Annotated in this window: 17 protein-coding genes; 7 read left to right on the forward strand and 10 right to left on the reverse strand. The window is 56.5% G+C overall.

What is annotated here, in order from left to right:
- Positions 1-17: 17 nt before the first annotated feature.
- The 4 genes from ppnN to queF all read right to left on the reverse strand — a co-directional run bounded on the left by ppnN (position 18) and on the right by queF (position 6,523).
- Positions 18-1,373 carry a nucleotide 5'-monophosphate nucleosidase PpnN gene (gene ppnN, locus G5332_RS12860; RefSeq protein ID WP_019445906.1) on the reverse strand — a complete coding sequence of 452 codons (1,356 nt, stop codon included), beginning with the start codon at positions 1,371-1,373 and terminating at the stop codon, positions 18-20.
- 148 nt (positions 1,374-1,521) lie between these two features.
- On the reverse strand, positions 1,522-3,135 hold the full coding sequence (locus G5332_RS12865; protein WP_216951894.1) for a GGDEF domain-containing protein: 1,614 nt from the start codon (positions 3,133-3,135) through the stop codon (positions 1,522-1,524).
- Positions 3,136-3,214: 79 nt separating this feature from the next.
- The gene (locus G5332_RS12870; RefSeq protein ID WP_421249720.1) at positions 3,215-5,497 is read right to left on the reverse strand and encodes a hypothetical protein; all 2,283 of its coding nucleotides are present in this window, start codon (positions 5,495-5,497) and stop codon (positions 3,215-3,217) included.
- A gap of 177 nt (positions 5,498-5,674) precedes the next feature.
- Positions 5,675-6,523 (reverse strand): NADPH-dependent 7-cyano-7-deazaguanine reductase QueF, encoded by an 849-nt coding sequence (gene queF, locus G5332_RS12875; protein ID WP_101530823.1) that lies wholly within the window; start codon positions 6,521-6,523, stop codon positions 5,675-5,677.
- A gap of 204 nt (positions 6,524-6,727) precedes the next feature.
- Between queF and syd the strand changes: the two genes are divergently transcribed.
- A complete protein-coding gene (syd, locus tag G5332_RS12880) occupies positions 6,728-7,276 on the forward strand; it encodes a SecY-interacting protein (RefSeq protein WP_201943214.1) in 549 nt (182 codons plus the stop codon).
- 104 nt (positions 7,277-7,380) lie between these two features.
- Here syd and G5332_RS12885 read toward each other — a convergent pair whose 3' ends face one another.
- The 5 genes from G5332_RS12885 to G5332_RS12905 form a co-directional block, all read right to left on the reverse strand.
- On the reverse strand, positions 7,381-8,166 hold the full coding sequence (locus tag G5332_RS12885) for a Zn-ribbon-containing protein (protein WP_421249719.1): 786 nt from the start codon (positions 8,164-8,166) through the stop codon (positions 7,381-7,383).
- A gap of 3 nt (positions 8,167-8,169) precedes the next feature.
- Positions 8,170-8,466 carry a DNA-binding protein gene (locus G5332_RS12890; protein ID WP_421249718.1) on the reverse strand — a complete coding sequence of 99 codons (297 nt, stop codon included), beginning with the start codon at positions 8,464-8,466 and terminating at the stop codon, positions 8,170-8,172.
- A gap of 79 nt (positions 8,467-8,545) precedes the next feature.
- Positions 8,546-8,782: a DUF2789 family protein gene (locus tag G5332_RS12895; RefSeq protein ID WP_005338602.1), complete on the reverse strand. Its 237-nt coding sequence runs from the start codon at positions 8,780-8,782 to the stop codon at positions 8,546-8,548.
- 74 nt (positions 8,783-8,856) lie between these two features.
- Entirely contained in the window at positions 8,857-9,156 is a 300-nt protein-coding gene (locus tag G5332_RS12900; protein WP_042657215.1) for a DUF3301 domain-containing protein, read from the reverse strand.
- A 111-nt stretch (positions 9,157-9,267) separates the two neighbouring features.
- Complete coding sequence (locus G5332_RS12905) at positions 9,268-10,308, reverse strand: DUF3549 family protein (protein WP_421172792.1); 1,041 nt, start codon at positions 10,306-10,308, stop codon at positions 9,268-9,270.
- A gap of 276 nt (positions 10,309-10,584) precedes the next feature.
- Here G5332_RS12905 and G5332_RS12910 point away from each other — a divergent pair, with 276 nt between their 5' ends.
- The 6 genes from G5332_RS12910 (at position 10,585) to ptsG (ending at position 16,988) form a co-directional block, all read left to right on the forward strand.
- Positions 10,585-10,920, forward strand: coding sequence for a YqcC family protein (locus G5332_RS12910; RefSeq protein WP_005338596.1), 336 nt, complete (start codon positions 10,585-10,587; stop codon positions 10,918-10,920).
- Positions 10,917-11,690 (forward strand): tRNA pseudouridine(65) synthase TruC, encoded by a 774-nt coding sequence (gene truC / locus G5332_RS12915; RefSeq protein WP_041202291.1) that lies wholly within the window; start codon positions 10,917-10,919, stop codon positions 11,688-11,690. Before G5332_RS12910 ends, truC begins: the two co-directional genes overlap by 4 nt.
- A gap of 90 nt (positions 11,691-11,780) precedes the next feature.
- Entirely contained in the window at positions 11,781-12,221 is a 441-nt protein-coding gene (locus G5332_RS12920; protein WP_216951888.1) for a flavodoxin, read from the forward strand.
- Between the two features lie 530 nt (positions 12,222-12,751).
- Complete coding sequence (locus tag G5332_RS12925) at positions 12,752-14,071, forward strand: maltoporin (RefSeq protein ID WP_302054505.1); 1,320 nt, start codon at positions 12,752-12,754, stop codon at positions 14,069-14,071.
- A 91-nt stretch (positions 14,072-14,162) separates the two neighbouring features.
- Positions 14,163-15,134: a MalM family protein gene (locus G5332_RS12930; protein WP_421172794.1), complete on the forward strand. Its 972-nt coding sequence runs from the start codon at positions 14,163-14,165 to the stop codon at positions 15,132-15,134.
- Positions 15,135-15,557: 423 nt separating this feature from the next.
- Positions 15,558-16,988 (forward strand): PTS glucose transporter subunit IIBC, encoded by a 1,431-nt coding sequence (gene ptsG / locus G5332_RS12935; protein ID WP_005338586.1) that lies wholly within the window; start codon positions 15,558-15,560, stop codon positions 16,986-16,988.
- 269 nt (positions 16,989-17,257) lie between these two features.
- Here the strand turns inward: ptsG and G5332_RS12940 are convergent, their stop codons facing one another.
- On the reverse strand, positions 17,258-17,641 hold the full coding sequence (locus tag G5332_RS12940; RefSeq protein ID WP_005338583.1) for a DUF3461 family protein: 384 nt from the start codon (positions 17,639-17,641) through the stop codon (positions 17,258-17,260).
- Between the last annotated feature and the right edge of the window lie 48 nt (positions 17,642-17,689).

Consider the following 17,689-nt stretch of genomic DNA (forward strand, 5'->3'; position numbering starts at 1 on the left):
GATGATGTATCTGTACCCTAGCGGACGATTTCGTAGCAAGGCACATACTGACTGCCCGGCAGCTTCATCCGCTGCTGCTTGACGAAGCTCTCCAGCAGCTTGTCCATCAGGTGCATCAGCTCCTTGTCGCCGTGCAGCTTGAAGGGGCCCTTCTTCTCGATGGCGCGAATGCCCCCTTCCTTGACGTTGCCGGCGACGATGCCGGAGAAGGCACGACGCAGGTTGGCGGCCAGCAACTGGGGCGGCTGGTTGCGGTGCAGATCCAGACTGGCCATGCTGGCGTGATCCGGTTCGAAGGGGAGCTGGAACTCCGGCTCAATCTTGAGGGACCAGTTGAAGGAGTAGGCATCACCGACCGATTTGCGGTATTCGCGGATTTTCGGCATCGCCTCCTTCATCACTCGGGCCACTTCCGGTGCATCGCCAACAATGATCCGGTAGAGCTTGGTCGCCGGTTCACCGAGGGTCGCCTTGATGAAGTCGTCGATGGCTCGGAAGTAGTCGGCACTCTCTTTCGGGCCGGTCAGGATGATGGGCATGGGTTGTCGTTCGTTGGCCGGATGCATCATGATGCCGAGCAGATAGAGCAGCTCTTCGGCGGTGCCGACCCCGCCCGGGAAGATGATGATGCCATGGCCCAGACGCACGAATGCTTCCAGCCGTTTCTCGATATCCGGCAGGATCACCAGCTCGTTGACGATGGGGTTGGGCGGCTCGGCCGCAATGATGGAGGGCTCTGTGAGGCCGATGTAGCGCCCGTTGCGCACCCGCTGTTTGGCATGGCCGACGGCGGCCCCCTTCATCGGGCCCTCCATGGCTCCCGGGCCGCAACCGGTACAGATGTTCAGCTCACGCAAGCCCAGCTCGCTGCCCACGGCGCGGGTGTACTGGTACTCGATCTCGTTGATCGAATGTCCACCCCAGCAGACGATCAGGTTGGGATCGGCGCCAGGCAGGATCACCTTGGCGTTGCGCAGGATGGCGAACACCACGTTGGAGATATGAGTCGAATTGGTGAGGTTGACCAGCCGGTTCGATTCAAGCTGGTTGGAGACATAGAGAATGTCGCGCAGCACCGAGAAGAGGTGCTCCTGAATACCACGAATGATCTCGCCATCGACGAACGCGTGCTCGGGGGCGTTGAACAGTTCCAGCTTGACCCCGCGCTCGCGCCGGATCACATGAATGTCGAATGATTTGAAGCGCTCCAGGATCTCCTTGGAGCTGTCGGTATGGCTACCGGAATTGAGCACTGCCAGCGAGCAGTTGCGAAACAGTTGATAGATATCGCTGGAGGCAGTCTGCTTGAGGCGATCCACCTCAAGCTGTGACAGCAAATCCATGCTGCCGACGGGATTGATGTGCGTAATCATAGGTTCCCCTTTACTCACTTGTTATCGTTGTGTTTTTTCCCTGGGGAGAAAAGGGATGCCATGTTGCATCCCCTGAGTTTGATAGTAGTGGCAACGGAGGGGGGAGGGAAATAGGGCGACGACTGTTCGCTGTTTTTTTAGTCACCACTCAGGCCAGTGTCACTTGATCCCGACCTGCGTTCTTGGAGTGGTAGAGCGCTCTGTCCGCCCGTTCGAACACATCGGAGGGGTTGTCACCATCCTTGAACAGGGTTGCGCCGATGGAGATGGTGATCTCCACCTTGGCATCGCGAAAACGGAACGGGATGCTCTTGATGGTCTGGCGCAGGGTTTCCAGCGGCTTCTGGAACTTGTCCGGGTTGATATTGGGCAGCAGCACCACGAACTCTTCGCCGCCGAAACGGGCGATGAAGTCAGTGTCACGCAGGGCGCTCTGCAGCGCTTTGGCAACAACCTTCAACGCCTTGTCGCCGGCCATGTGGCCATAATTGTCATTGATGTTCTTGAAGTGATCGATGTCGATGATCGCCATGCAGAGCGGAGTGCGGTAGCGAAGCCAGCGCTTGAACTCCTGCTCCAGCCGCTCGTCGAGGGCGGCCCGGTTGTGTACCTGAGTCAGGCTGTCGAGGAACAGCTTGTGCTTCTGAATGGTCAGCCGCTTCTTGTATTCGGCGGTCTCATCCTTCATCAAGCGCAGCTTGGACTCCATGGTGGAGAGGCGGGTGAGCAGGTGACGTTCCCGTGCTGCGGTACTTTCCCGTTCTTGCAGCAGCAGATTGATGGCGCCCATATGGCCGGAGATGGCACGCTTGAGCGCATCGATGGAGTTATGGCTGGCCAGGGAGTGGTCGATCGCCTGCAGTTCGCAGACCAGAGCTTCGCGGGTTTCACGGGTTTCATTTTGTAGCGCACGCCCCTCATCGAGGGATTCGGTAAAGCCGACATGCACTGCTGACAGGCTCTCGTTGAGGGAGCTGAGAAAGGCGCGGGAGGCTTTGCGCTCCTCGCGGGTGCCTTCGATGATAAGTTCGATGACCTGCATACAGGTCTCTGCCAGCATGGCAGGATTGATGCCGATCAGCAGTTGACGGCGGATATCCCCGAGGCTCTCGCCAATTGAACCGGCGAAATCAAGTTCGGTGATCAGCCGCTGCAGTTCGTCTGCGATACGCGCATGATCTTTGAGGTCAAACGGCTCAACATCAGGTTGGGGTTCACAACCGGGCTCGCTCTCTTGCTGTTGGGGCGCTGAAGAGCCGGACAGTGGCTGGCTTGGCAGCAGCTGGATCTTGATCGCCTGCTGATAGAATTCAAGCAGGCGGATCACCTTCTTTTGATGATCGGCAATACCATAGCCGGCGGGGCTTTTCAGAAATTCCTTGAGGGATTTTCGGGTCTCTTCCGGGAAGCCCTTGATGGTTTTTAGCTGTTTTGAGCCAAGATCAATGGCTGCCTGGGTCAGGGTGAGCGACTCTTCCAGTGCATTGCTGTGCTGCTGCAGCAACTTCTCGATGGCAAGTAGCTCTGCATCCAGAGAAGTGAATGCGGGATTGCTATCCAGTCTCTGCTTGAGTTTGGCGAAGCGATTATCCAGCTCGCGATCGAAGCCGCGGCAAGAGAGCATCAGCTTGTTGATAAACTGGATGCCACGAGCTCGCTCTGCATCGGAAAAGGAGAGAACGCCGTCGAGCTCCAGCTGTTTTTGCTGGAGGGATTCCCTGAGCCTGGCCAATTGTCCTGCTACGGCAGCGATGTCATTCATTATCAGGTCGCCCTGTTGTCATTATTGTTTTTGGTGTTGGATAGCAACAGTGGCCGAACCCGAGGTTGAGTGTCGTCTGTTATCTATTATTTGCCAGCTGGCCTTCAGCAGCTTGCATCCTTGCGAGGCTGGGCCAGTTAACCCATTGCTTTTCATGAGAAGAATTGACTTTTACCAGCCCCTTGTCAATTGCCATCAAGCCGCATTGCCACACATCCCCATTAAAAAATGCAGCCTGCTGGCAATCGATGGCGGCGAGCTCCAACCAGGCGTTTTGCCGGTATTTTTCACTGAGCTGAATGGCTCCCGACAGGGCGAGATAGCAGAGGTCGAACAGGCCATTGTGATCGAGCGCGGTCGCCGCCTTGGGCAGGAAGGGGTGGCTGACAATCCCCAGGCTTATCTGGCGATCAAGCTCGTATTGGCAAGGGAAGGCGGCGATTGCGGTTAGCAGGTCTCCCGCAAGTTGATGCAGGTTGGTCACGTGGCGCTGCGGTACAACGTACAGCATGTGCCCTTCCCGCAAGTCATAGATACGGCCATCTTGCGGGGTCAGGGTATCCATATAGATGCCGAACGCCTGCTCGATTTCACGGCTGACCTGATAGCCGTGGCGCTCGAGGGTGTTGACCATAAAGGGCACCCTGAACAACAGGTAGTGCAGCTTGTCATCGAATTCGCTGTGCTCTTCGCTCAGATACCAGCGCTCCGATTTCAGCTGGCGTTTTGCCATCTCTCGTGGCCAGCGATTCATCAGCCGCTGCCAGTTGGCAAGTCCGGAACGGGGTTCGATCAGCAGGGCCTCGCCAGTGCGTTTCAGTTGCAGACGGGCGGTACGCAATTTGAGCCAGAGGGTGAAGAAGAGGTAGATGAAGAGCGCCAGCAGCAGGCTGGTGGTAATGCTCGACCAGAGATAGCGCTCCTGCTGGTGCTGGCTGTTGTTAAGCTGCTGCTCCAGCTCCTTGATGTGTTGTACCCGTTCAACTTGGACATAGTTGTCGCGGATCGCAGCCTGCTCCTGATCAATTTCCTGCTGGCGAACCTCTTCTCCCAAACGATGGAAGCGCTTGTAACTGTCGAGGGCCTGGTGCAGGTATCCCTTCTGTTCATACGCAAGTGACAACAGGCGGAATACTTCGTACTGGCGGCGAGTGTCGCCTACCTGATTGGCCAGTGCCCGGGCATTTTCCAGCTGCAGGATGGCGATGGCCGCCTCCTGCTTCTTCAGATAGAGCTCGCCGAGCAACAGCAGGGTATCGATCAGCGGCTCTTTGGCATCGCCCAACTCGTGGGACTGCCGGGATGCATTGAGGTAGTTGCCGGCCAGCGAGAGGTTACCGCTTTGCAGATAGGTTTTGCCTATCTCGTACTTGAGCAGAGAGGCCTGCGGCCGACTGCTTCCCTCATCAAGCAAATCCAGCGCATTGAAGAAGTAGACCAGCGCCATATTGAGGTCGCCCTGATCGCGGTTGAGTCGGGCCAGCACGATAAGTGAGTCGCATAGCAGTGACGGATTGCCGATGGAGTGAAAATAGTTGGCCGCTTCATTGGCATATTGCAGTGCTTTCTGGGGCTCCTGCTCTTGCTGATAGAGTTTGACTATCTGGTTGGAGAGCAAGCCGAGAAAGAGCGGGTCGTTGAGATTCTTGGCCTGCTGCTGGGCATCGATATATTCACCCAGTGCCAGCTGGGGTTGTTGCAGCACACGATAAAGGTCGCCGCTGATGGCGCTGACCCAGGCGCTGGCAAGAGGATTGGTGGCTTTGGCAGCCCAGATCCTTGCATCCGCCAGATGGGTCTTGGCGTCTTCAAGATGCTGATTTTCAATCTCGTAGCTGGTGCGTTGCAGGCGGCTATAGATCTGTAACTGGCTCTGTTTGAGGTCGGGACGGGCCAGCTGTTCGTCCAATTGTTCCAGCAGGATACGGCTGTTGTTCTGGCCATCTTGCCTTAGCCCCTGGCTACGGATTTTGAGATAGAGGGCGTGGGCCTTGAGTTCGGGTTGGCGCTCTCTCTCCGCCAGTTCCATCGCCTTGTCGAGGGTTTGCTGGGTAGCTTGATATTGGCCAAGCTGGATTCGGCACTCCCCTTCAAGCAGGTGTGCTCCGATGGTTTGCGAAACGGTGCTGTAGCTGAGCAGAGGCTCGCGATAGCCGAACTCCTGACGATTACTGATGATTTGCTGGGGATTATTGGCCGCACGCGTCAGAAAGGCGGAGGTGATCTGAACACATCTGGCAGGGTCGGTCAGCACCAGTGATTGGGCCTGTTGCAGATCCAGGGATAGTTGCTCCTTGTCCAGATCCAGATTCGGAGCGGACAGAGAAGACATCATCATAGCCAGAAAAAACAGTTGATTCATTGGATTAAGGACGGCGCAGAGGTGTTGGCATGTTATCCAAGCCCACCCCTGCGAGTCCAGCGTTTACTGATGGTGTGCTCAGGCTCCTTTGTAGCCGGATGCATCAAGGCGCCAGCAGGGTTGAGATAGCAGGGCGCTCGGGTGTGATACCGGGAAGCCCTTTATCAACGTCTGCTCTTATTGACGGATCAGACGCAGGTTGGTTGGCACGGCTTCGAAATCGGAGCGGAACGGGTTGATGTCGAGGCCGCCGCGGCGGGTATAGCGTGCATAGACGGTCAACTGCTCAGGCTGGCAATAGTGCTTGAGGTCGATAAAGATCCGCTCGATGCACTGCTCGTGGAACTCGTTGTGTTGGCGGAACGAGATGAGGTAGCGCAGCAGCTTCTCCCGATCGAGTTTCGGCCCCTTGTAGCGGATTACCACGGAGCCCCAGTCGGGCTGGCTGGTGACCAGGCAGTTGGATTTGAGCAGGTGGCTGTGCAGAGTCTCTTCAACCTGCTCGCTGCCGGCCGCCCCTTGCAGCAGGGACGCATCAAACTCGTAATTGTCTACCTCGATATCCTGCTCATCAATGCACTCGCCGGGCAGCAGGGCAATCTGGTGCGGCGCCTTGTCGAGGGGGAACAGGGTCACCTTGACGGTCTCACCGGCACAGGCACTCAGATCCTTGGTCAGCATGGCGGCGACTGCCTCGATAGAGTCGCAACGGGTCTGGTTGAAGGAGTTGAGGTAGAGCTTGAAGGATTTGGATTCGATCAGGTTCGCACTGGTGGCCGGAATGGCCACTTCACCCACCGCCACCATCGGCTTGCCCTTGGCATTGAGCCAGGAGAGCTCATAGAGGGTCCAGACATCGCAACCGCTAAAGGGCAGGTCATCGCCCAGCTTGAGATCATCCCGGTTCAGGCTACGTGGAACCGGCTGCAGCAGGGAGGGGGTGTACTGGCTAATGTAATCGGATTGCTGGCCCAGGCTCAGGCCGGTCAGGGCGCTGGCCCCGGCGTATCTATCTTGTTTGCTCACAGGGTTGCTCACGTAATGTGCTCATGATGAGTGGAATGAAACGGGCCATTGCAGGGCCGGATGGTTGCAGCCGCTTGGCTTGGGCGTCGGCCTCTCTGTATCCCGGGTTCTGTTTCCCGGGTCACTAGGTCGGCTGGCAACCTTGTCTGTTACCGGGTTTGGTGGTGCAATAGCGGACTTTGCCAGCAATTGTGGGGATTTTCGATGTCGGATCAAGTTTTGTCTGCCCTGGAGCACTTTTTTGCCCGCTGGCAACGGGATGGCGAGGCCAGACGAGGCCTGCCCCTGTGCGAGTGGGAGGCGGACTGGCGTTCCCCCTGCCAGCTTGGTGAGCCTGCCGATGGTCGGGTGGCCTGGCGTCCTCACCATCGTCCCGAACCCGCCGATTTTACAGCCATGGCCGATGCCCTCGAGCTGACGATTCATCCCGGCGCCATTGCCCTGTTCGGGCACTGGTTCAGCCGCCCCATCCCCTGCCTTTTCAAGGGGCTGCGCCTTGAATTGATCCTGCCATGGAACGACGCGGATCTCGACCTGCTCAGGGAGAACCTCATCGGCCACCTGCTGATGCTGCGGAAGTTAAAACGAACCCCCTCCATCTTTATTGCCACCACCCGCAACGAGATGACGCTCATCTCGCTGGATAACGAGAGTGGTCAGGTGTGGCTGGAGTGGCTCGATTCAGGCCGCCGTCTGACGCTGGCGCCCTCTTTGCCGGCGTTTCTGGAACGGCTGGAGACATTGCCGCAATAAGCTCCCCATCCAGCAGGAGTTGAGAGCAAGGGGTAGGTTCGATTAGCGAAGCGTAATCGGACATTTGCCATCTCAATTAGCGAAAGCAGCCTTCAAGTGAAGGCTCAATCCTTGAAATCCCAAGAGAGGTTGGAGACCAGTCGGCAGCTGTCGCATTTGAAGTCGAAGATCTCGTGCAGCGGCGCAGCCAGCGCCCACTCACCGCCACAGCTGGGGCAGGGGCGCGCCTTCTCCTCGGCGGCGCTCAGCCCGCCCACCCGGTAGAGGTAGTAGTAGGTGGGGATGCCGCTCAGCACTTCCAGCCGTTTGGCCAGATCGGTGCCGCGCCGGTAGAGGCGGCTGCCCACTTCGCCGATTTCGTGCAGCGCCGCATGTTCGGCGATGGAGCCGTTCATCTGCAACTGATCGCACGCCTCCCAATCCTCCTGCCACTTGATGATCTGCTTCTGATCTCCGTTGGCGACTGCGGGCAGCTGGTAGAGCGGAATCGGGGCGAAGTGGTCGCCACAGCGCAGCGGCGAGCAGGTGTGCAGGAAGCTGGTGTAGAGCATCATCCAGCTCGGCCGCTCGCCCTGCTGGCTGCAAGGATCTGTGCTGTCGGAGAGCAGATCCGCTCCCTGCAGCTGGAGTTTGGGCGCCAGCAACCCCGCCTGATTGAGCTGCTGTTCGGCCAGTTTGACCAGCTCGCTCTGGTTGTCGGGGTGCAGGCTATCCTGCTCTGGGCAGACCACCCGACTGACGAAATAGCCCTCATGCATGCTGGTGGGGAACTCCCGCCCGAGGATCTGGCCCTGATAACGCAGCATGTCTAGGTAGTTGACGATGGCCCGCTCGGCGTCGCCAAGGGAGGTATCGCGGTAGCACTCAAAGCAGAGTTCGATGATATACATGGTTCAGCCTTGCTTCTGCTGGAGGAGCAGGTCGGTCAGGCGATCCACCTTCTGTTCGATGCGCGCGAGCTGTTCGGCGAGTTGCTGCAGGGTGAGCGCCGGTGCTGGCTGAGGCACAGCCTCTGGCAGGAGCTCGCTCTCGGCGGTCGCAACTGGCTGCTGCTTCCATTGGCTCAGCACTTTCAGCAGCTCGGCCATCGGCACAGGCTGGGTGAGGCGGGCCTTGATCATGGCAGTGGTGGGCGTCAGGCCCTTGGCGGCCAGCTCGTTGGCAATTCGGATGATCTCGTGGGCGGACATAAGCATGCTCTGGGTGAGAAGGGGGGATCGATATCGGGGCGGGATCTTAACCAAAGCCGGCAGGGGAGGAAAGGGCGGCTTAGCGGGGTTGGCGCAGCATCACATCGAGCTGGTCGATCGCTTCACACCAGTCGGAGTCGTTCCACAGGGCGTCGCGCAGAAAGCTGGCCTGGGCGGCGTTCCAGAAACCGGCCTCCGGCAGCAGGGTCTCATTGTCGAGGTGATGGTCGTGCACAAAGCGGTGCAGGCTCAGCTCGTCGTTGGCCATCCCGAGCTGGGCAAACAGGGCTGGCAGATCGTGGACAAGGGGTTCCATCTCGTCTCTCCCTTTGTTTAATCCCTGAGATTATAGACAGGCACAGCCATCGGGCGCAGAGACGAGAGTGGAGATCAGGCAGAGGGGATGCGATGGGGTGGCAGATCAACGCCTACGACGTGCAGCCCCTGCATCTTGAGGGTGCCCTGATAGTGGCTCTCGCCATCGCTGGAGAATTCAAACTGATAGTGGGTCAGCAGCCGCAGGGGATTGCGGGCCAGCTCCCGCCGGTTGCGGGCCAGCGACAGCAGTTGCAGATCATGGTGCTGGCAGTAGCGGCGCATGTATTGCCAGGCCACTTCTGCCTGTTGGCGTTGCAGCCAGAACAGGCCGGCAATCGCAATCAGCAACAAAATTCCGAGCATCTCTCCCATAGGCGGGCTTCCTTATCGTGATGTCGATAACCGGGAGTCCTGCTCGGTACTCCCGATCTCCTTTTCTATTTCCCGCCGTGTTGCCTAGTGGCGTGAGGGGGGGGCGAGGGATCAGGCCGAGGCAAACAGACGGCCGATGGCCTTGCCCAGCGCATCGCTGCGGTCGGGGTCACGCAGTCTGGCCAGCATATCATTGCGCAGGGCCGGTAAAGTGACCAACTCGGCAAAAACCTGATTGAAGAACTGGGTCGGTTGCAGTGCCAGCTGTTCCAGATAGTGGCTGAGCAGATTGGCATCTTTCAGGTCGGGCCAGAGCCGGCCCGCAATGGCGAGCAGCAGCGCCGGGCTCGGCTGGGTTTGCAGCAGGGTCAGCAGCTTGTTGGTGCGCAAAGAGCTGCCGGGACAGGAGGCCATCGCGCGGCAGAGGTAGGCCAGGGTCTCCGGGTTGGGGGCGGCGCACTCCTGCTCCTTGCCGATCCGCTCGAGCAGGGCGCCTTGTACTGCCGGCGGCAGCGGGGCGTTTTCAAGGCTCTGGCAGAGTGCATAGAGCGGCTCTTGCGGTAGTTTGGGCAGCGCCTTGCAGATCAGCGCCAGATTGCGCTCATCATGGAGTCGCTCGGCCAGATCGGCAAAGCCCTGCAGCCCCAGCGTTTGCCAACCGGTGTCGTTGGGGGCGGCCAGATAGTGGCAGAGGGCATCGTAATAGGCGGAAGGGGCCTGCTCCAGCTGGCGCGCCAGCTTGGCGTGCAGACTGGCCATTTTTGCCTCCGCCGGGCGGAAGGTGTAGGGATTGTCGGCCAAGCGCTGGGCCTTCTCTTCATCCAGATCGCCGGTGAGCTTGTAGCCCAGGGTTTCCACCACCTGATCCATGAACAGCTTGGGGCCATTTGACATCAGCAGGCCGCGCTCATCGAGGGCAAACTTGAGGAACCAGAGGTAGTGGCGAGACTCGCTCGGCTGGAAGAAGTGCACACCCAACCAGGCGTGCTGTTGCAGCGGCCAGGGGTAGGGCTCTTGCTGCTGTTCGATGCGCACAAAGGTGTCGCTGGCCAGTGGCCGCACCTGGCGGCCCATGTCAAACAGCTGGAACTGGGTGCCAGCCTGAGTCAGAAATTCGGTCAAGGTATTGATGGCAGTAGGCGTCACAGACATGGTGAGATCCGGCTAATGGTGATGCGGGCCGATTATAAGGCCCTTGCCGAGGATAGCCAGTGGCAGCAGACGCGCGTTGCGGCAGATATCAACATGGCAGCCATGCGGGGGGAGGTGTATAGTATCGCCCTTTTTTAAAGTCGGCAGGCCGCGCTGGCTGCCGTGTATGTCGATGAGCCGGCAGAATCGCCGGTGCTGCGCGACCGAATGTATCGGCATCCTGGCTGACCCTGTCGGGTCAGCGGATCAATCTGTGGTTATGAGGAAGAGAGCGAGATGAATCAATATTTGCTGGTAGCTGGCCTGTTGGGGGAACTCACCGCCGAGTTGCAGCGCCTTGAGCGCTGGCAAGCTGACCATCCCGGTGACGAAGCCCTGGCAAGCACCCTGCCTTTTTGTGTCGATACCCTGAGCTTTGATCAGTGGCTGCAGTTCGTGCTGATCCCGCGCATGGAGCAGCTGGTGATGTTGCAGGCGCCGCTGCCCACCAGCGTCTCCCTTTATCCCATGGCCAGCGAAGTCTACAAAGAAGATCTGGCCGAAGCTGAAGCGCTGCTGCGCCTGATCGCCCGCTTCGATCTGCTGCTCTCCGGCAAAGTGATAGAACAATGATGCCAGATCAAACCCGAGAAGAGAGTGACCTGAAGCTGACCCTGCTCTATCAGGATGAGTGGCTGGTGGCGGTCAACAAGCCGTCCGGTCTGCTGGTGCATCGCAGCTGGCTCGACAAGGGCGAGACCCGTTTTGCCATGCAGATGACCCGGGATCTCATCGGCGGTCGCCATGTCTATCCGGTGCATCGCCTCGACCGTCCCACCTCAGGCGTGCTGCTGTTTGCGCTCGATCCGGTGATTGCCCGCGCACTCACTGAAGCCTTCACCCAACGTCAGGTGCACAAGGAGTATCTGGCATTGGTGCGTGGCTGGGCGCCCGAGCAGGGGGTGATCGACTATCCCCTCAAGGAGCAGTTGGACAAGATTGCCGATGCCATGAGCAACCCGGATCGCCCGGCGCAGGATGCCGTCACCACCTTCCGTCGCCTGCATCAGGTCGAGCTGCCCCACGCGGTCTCCAAGAAGCACCCTACCAGTCGCTACAGTCTGGTCAGATTGTTCCCGAAGACCGGTCGCAAGCATCAGTTGCGCCGCCATATGGATCACCTGTTCCACCCCATCGTCGGGGATACCACCCACGGGGATGGTCGTCACAACCGTTTCTTTCGCGAGCACTTCGGTTGCGAGCGGCTGCTGCTGGTGGCCCGCACCCTGAGCTTTACCCATCCTGTGCTCAAGGTGCCGATGCGGATCCAGGCGCCACTCGGTCAGGATGTGCTGCGCCTGTTTGCCGAGCTGGGCTGGCCCGCCAGCGAGAGCGACTACTAAGCGCCTGATGCTCAGCCCTGAATCGGTGGCATCTGACGCCAGCTTGCTGATAGAGTTGCTCAAAAGAGTGACTCAAGCAGGGAGAGGAGAATGGCGCAGATCGATATCGTGGTAGGAACTGTCTACGGCGCAGCCATGCTGGTGGCCGAGACCTTGGCAGATGAGCTGGAACGCAAGGGGCATCACTGTACCCTGCACGAAGAAGCACGGCTGGCGGACATCGACCCCGGCCGTTTTTTATTGCTGGTCAGTGCCACCACCGGGCAGGGGGACATTCCACCCAATCTGCAGCCTTTTGCCAGCGAGCTGGCCGACAAGGCACCTTGGCTTAAGGGATTGCGTTATGCCCTGATTGCCATGGGGGACAGCAGCTATGACCATTTTTGTGGCGCGGGCCGTCGGCTGGACGGATTGCTGCAAGAGTTGGGGGCCACGCGAGTGATTTCCCCGCTGGAGCTGGATGCCACCGTGCACGATGAACCCGAACAGGTGGCACTCAGCTGGCTGAAAAAGTGGGATATTCAGCCCTGAATATTCTCTTGAATAGAGCCATATCAATCCCCTGAGCCTTAAGTAGCAGGGGATTGTTATTTGCACAAAAACCATCTCACTCTGCAACGCATATTTCCCCTGATGGCGGAGGGGTATTTTCCCCTTTTAGCATTCCATTGCCGTAATGGTTTCACGCGCACCGCAGACCCGTCATCCAAATAAAAGTTCCATCTTGAAAGCGATCTCAGTCATGTTTTTGTCATTCGAACGTAAAATAATGACTTTAGTTCTATCGCGAATTAATTAATGATAACGCTTTCAGAGTTGTTGTTATTGTGTGTTTTTCTTGTTTTCCGGATTTTAATTGCGCAGTTGATGGCTTTTTTACTTGTTGTTGTTGTGGCGATCGTTTGCCGAGCGATTTGTCGCCATTTTGTGAGTCGCTTCATATTTGTCGTGAAATACGCTCCCTATAATCAACCTCGGTTATCACCAAGAGGATTACATGGTGATAAGAAGTTGAATATTCAGGATCACACTCCTCACTGCGGGAAATAAGGAATATGACAATGAAAATGAAGTGGCTCCCGATTGCAGCAGCTGTTACTGCCGCCCTGGCTTCCCAAGCCGCCTTTGCCGTAGATTTCCACGGTTATTTCCGTTCCGGCGTCGGTGTTTCCGGCGACGGCGACATGGTTAAATACAACGTCAATAAAGTTGGCCGTCTTGGTAACGAAAATGATACCTACGGTGAAGTGCAACTGGGTCAGGAAGTATTCAACAAAGATGGCAAGACTTTCTATGTTGATTCCATGTTTGCCATGGCTTCCAACGGTTCAAACGACTGGGAAGGTACCGGTACTGTTTGTAACTTCGATGCCAAGCAGTGCAATGGTGATTCCGACTTCGCTCTGCGTCAGTTCAACGTACAAGCCAAAGGCTTGCTGAACTTTGCTCCTGAAGCAACCCTGTGGGCTGGTAAGCGTTACTATCAACGCCATGACATCCACATCTCCGACTTCTACTACTGGAACATCTCCGGTGCCGGTGCTGGTATCGAAGGCATCCAGGCTGGTCCGGGTAAAGTTTCTTTCGCATGGGTACGCAACGATCGCAGCGCTGCCGATGTGTTTGGCCAGTACACCCAAACCGGAGTGGATGGCAACGGTAACCCGACCTATCAGAAGAATGAAGATCTGAACGTTAACACCTTGGATCTGCGTTATGCCGGCATCCCGCTGTGGACCGATGCGTCCTTGGAACTGGGCGTTGACTATGCTCTGGTCAATGAGACCAACGATCAGAAAGCACTGAAAAAGAATCCGCAAGATGGCGTGATGCTGACTGCTGAACTGACCGCTGGCATCCTCGGTGGTTTCAACAAAACCGTGCTGCAATACGGTACCGAAGGTTACTCCAAGACCATGGCTTTCTATGGCGATGGTTCCTGGTACGGCGCTGAAGCCAAAGACGGTGCTGACGGTTTCCGTATCATCAACTGGGGCGTTGTTCCGATGGGCAACTCCTGGGAGATGGGTCACCAGCTGGTTTACGGTGTAGGCAACGAAATGTGGGACGGCAACGACAAGTGGGAAACCATGTCTGTTGTTGTTCGCCCGATGTACAAGTGGGATGACTTCAACAAGACCATCTTTGAAGGCGGTTACTTCAAGGACAACAACAAGTCCACCAATGGCAGCGAAGACAAAGATGCCGGCTACAAGCTGACCCTGGCTCAAGCCTGGTCTGCTGGTTCCAGCTTCTGGGCCCGTCCGGAAATCCGTGTGTTCGCCTCCTACCTGGCTAACGACGAAGACAAGAAAGTCTTCGAAGGCAATACCTCCAAAGACACCTACCAGTTTGGTGTGCAAGCAGAAGCTTGGTGGTAAGCAAAAGTTTAAGTTAAGTTAGTGACTGCCCCCTTATGGGGGCAGTTTTGTTTCGCCGGATCACGGCCACCGGATTATGGAGATAAGAAAAATGAAACGGGTAAAGATGTCTATTGCAGCCGTAATCACTGCGCTATTAACCGGTTGTGCCGGCAACATGGTTGTTCCTCTGCAAGAACATGGCTCTATCTTGAGCGATGCAGATCAAGCCAAGCAAGCGTTGGCCAAAGCCTCCAGCTGCTGTGTGGCGTTTAAAGATTTCAGTTATGCCCCCTTGCCTGAAGGTGAGACCTTGCTGGCCATCGATGGCAAGCAACCCACTTTTCAGTTTGATGAGGGGATGAGTTACTTTGCGGCTTATCGCCTGCCGGCCAACACCGGTAATCTGGCGATTAGCCTGGCATCACAGGTGAGCAAAACCGTGATGGTGCCCAAAGTCATTATGCTGGATGCCGAGTTCAAGGTGACTCGCGTACTGGGTGAGTCTGTATTCAGTTATCAGCCTGCTCACCTGCTCGATAACGACCGTATCGAAGGGCGTCTCTTTGTTGACCGCAGCATGCCTGGCAACCCGGCCAGCGAAACATACATGATCGTCTATGCGCCTGCGGACCAACTCTCTGGCAGCACAACAATCCTTCATCCATCAAAAGCGTTTGCTCGTGCTAATGGTACCGTTGAGCCTGATATCAAGGATCCGGTGATCCCGCACTCCCCTTGGGGTTTGGTGCAGATCAAAGTCAAAGATATGGCCCGTGGAAGTGGTCTTGATGCGGTATTCAAACCCGAATATGCCGATAAGGTGGCCATGAGCCAGGGTCAGCAGGTTGCCGCGATAGCGACGACTGCAGCCGTTACCACAACTGCAACAGCTGCGGTCGCAGCCAAACCTGCTCCTGCCATGCTGAGTGAAACAGAAGCCTTCTACCAGAGCCAGATCGAAAAAGCGGTCAAGACGGGGGATATCGACAAGGCGATGAAGCTGGTGAACGAGGCCGAGCGGGCTGGTTCAACCAAGGCAAAAAGCGTGTTTATTGATGCGGTCAAGCGGTCGCAAAAATAGAATAATACGACCATTTATTGGTCAGATATATTTATTGAGGCCTCCCTTGTTGGAGGCCTTTTTAATCGGTAGACTGTAATAAATAAAAATCACGCCGTTACATTCTGTTACAGTGAGTTGCTATTTGATGTAAATGGCATTATTAAAATACAAAGTGAAACTGCTATTTATATGTCTTTGTAATAGAGTGATAATGCGGATTATTAATTTCTATTAGATGCGTTTTTTAGCCGCTAAACAAGTTGTGATCTTCCCTCCAAATTCAATATTCCCCCGCCTTCGAAAGCAGCAATTTATGACCCGCTGGGTTATATTCTGATGGTCAAAATAAACAAGCCCGACTCGAAGATATCTGAATGAATCAGTCCTTATTTCATCCAGATAGATCGTTCAGGGACGACAATCCATTCAGGAGCGCACACAATGTTCAAAAATGCTTTCTCTAATCTGCAAAAGGTTGGTAAGGCGCTGATGCTGCCAGTATCAGTCTTGCCAGTCGCAGGTATTCTGCTGGGGGTGGGTGCTGCCCACTTCAGCTGGATGCCGGAAATTGTCTCCCAATTGATGGAGCAAGCCGGTGGTTCCGTATTTGGCCAGATGGCCCTGCTGTTCGCAGTGGGTGTTGCTCTGGGCTTTACCAATAACGACGGTGTATCCGGTCTGTCAGCCATCGTTGGCTACGGCATCATGGTCGCAACCCTGAAGGTCATGGCACCTGTGATGGGTGTTGAAACCATCGAAACCGGCGTGCTGGGTGGTATCCTGGCCGGTGGTATCGCTGCCTGGGCGTTCAACCGTTTCTACAAGATCCAGCTGCCAGAATACCTGGGCTTCTTCGCGGGCAAACGTGCCGTACCCATCATCACCGGTTTCCTCTCCATCGGTCTGGGTGTGATCCTGTCCGTGATTTGGCCGCCAGTGGGTGGTGCCATCGGTGCCTTCTCTGACTGGGCTGCCAACCAGAACCCGGTACTGGCCTTCGGTATCTACGGCGTGGTTGAGCGCTCCCTGATCCCGTTCGGTCTGCACCATATCTGGAACGTACCGTTCTTCTATCAGGCTGGTACCTGCGTCAACGGTGCCGGTGAAACTGTTCACGGTATCATGACCTGCTTCCTGACTGCTGATGACGCTTCCCGCGCTGCCGGTAACGGTTTTGGTCAGCTGGCTGGTGGCTACCTGTTCAAAATGTTCGGTCTGCCTGCTGCTGCGTTCGCCATTGCTCACGCTGCCAAGCCGGAAAACCGCGCCAAGATCGTTGGTATCATGGCCTCTGCAGCCCTGACCTCTTTCCTGACCGGTATCACCGAGCCGATCGAGTTCTCCTTCCTGTTCATCGCTCCGGTTCTGTACGCCATCCACGCTGTACTGGCTGGTCTGGCTTATGTGCTGACCAACTCTCTGGGTATCGTACACGGTCACACCTTCTCCAACGGCTTCATCGACTTCGTGGTGCAATCACCGCGTGCCGACAACATGCTGCTGCTGGTTGGTCTGGGTCTGGTTTACGCGGCTATCTACTACGTCGTATTCAGCTTCGTTATCCGTGCCATGAACCTGAAAACCCCGGGTCGTGAAGACGAGACTGCTGAAGAGGCCGTTGGCCAAGGCAAAGACGAGATGTCTGCTGCTCTGGTTGCCGCCTTCGGTGGTAAAGAGAACATCGCTTCTCTGGATGCCTGCATCACCCGTCTGCGTGTTGGTGTGAAAGATGTTGCCAAGGTTGACCAGGCTGGTCTGAAGAAACTGGGTGCTGCCGGTGTGGTAGTGGCTGGTTCCGGCGTTCAAGCCATCTTCGGTACCAAGTCCGACAACCTGAAAACCGACATGGACATCTGGATGAAGAGCAACTAATCCTGTTGCCTGAATATCAGCGTGTTTGAAGAGGGAGGCGAAAGCCTCCCTCTTGCTATTTCTGGTTATGGATCGTGCGAGTCACAGCAGGTCGAACTCGGCAGGAGTCTCGTTACCCAAGATGCGATGTGTAACGGGATGCCCTATGTCGGCACAACCGCTGGTGTGCCTCGCTCGACTTATCGCATGTCATCACCTGATAAACCTATATAAAGTCAGCCAATAAAAAGAGCGCCACATTGGGCGCTCTTTAAGCAAGAGGGGGAGGGTTAGAGTTTCTCCAGATCCCGTTCGATTTCGCTGATCTTGTTTTGTACCACTTTTTCCAGATGGCGCAGGTCGCGCAGGATCTTTTGCTTGATGTCCGGGTCGGCCTGCTGATGGACGCCCTGGGTCAGGTTGTCCAGCTCATCCACCACATATTTGAGGTTGGCGTTGATCTCGGTGACATCCTTGTACTCATGGGTACCGGAGTCGACCAGCATGGTCTTGCGCTGGCGTGGATACTTGAATTTGACACTCTTGGCGAAGAACTCGCCTTTCTGCTTCTTGAAGTAGATCTTGAGGATGTCGTGGTTGGCCTCCTGGCGCAGGGTATAGCTGTCGACGGAGGCGGGATCCTGGATCCCCAGGCTCTTCAGATTCTCGTACATCAGGCTTCCTCGGTTTGAAACGATCCTGTCCCATCCATCTTAACCGAT

Origin of the sequence: Aeromonas sp. 603757 (assembly GCF_049171255.1) — a bacterium.
GTDB lineage: Bacteria > Pseudomonadota > Gammaproteobacteria > Enterobacterales > Aeromonadaceae > Aeromonas > Aeromonas veronii_A.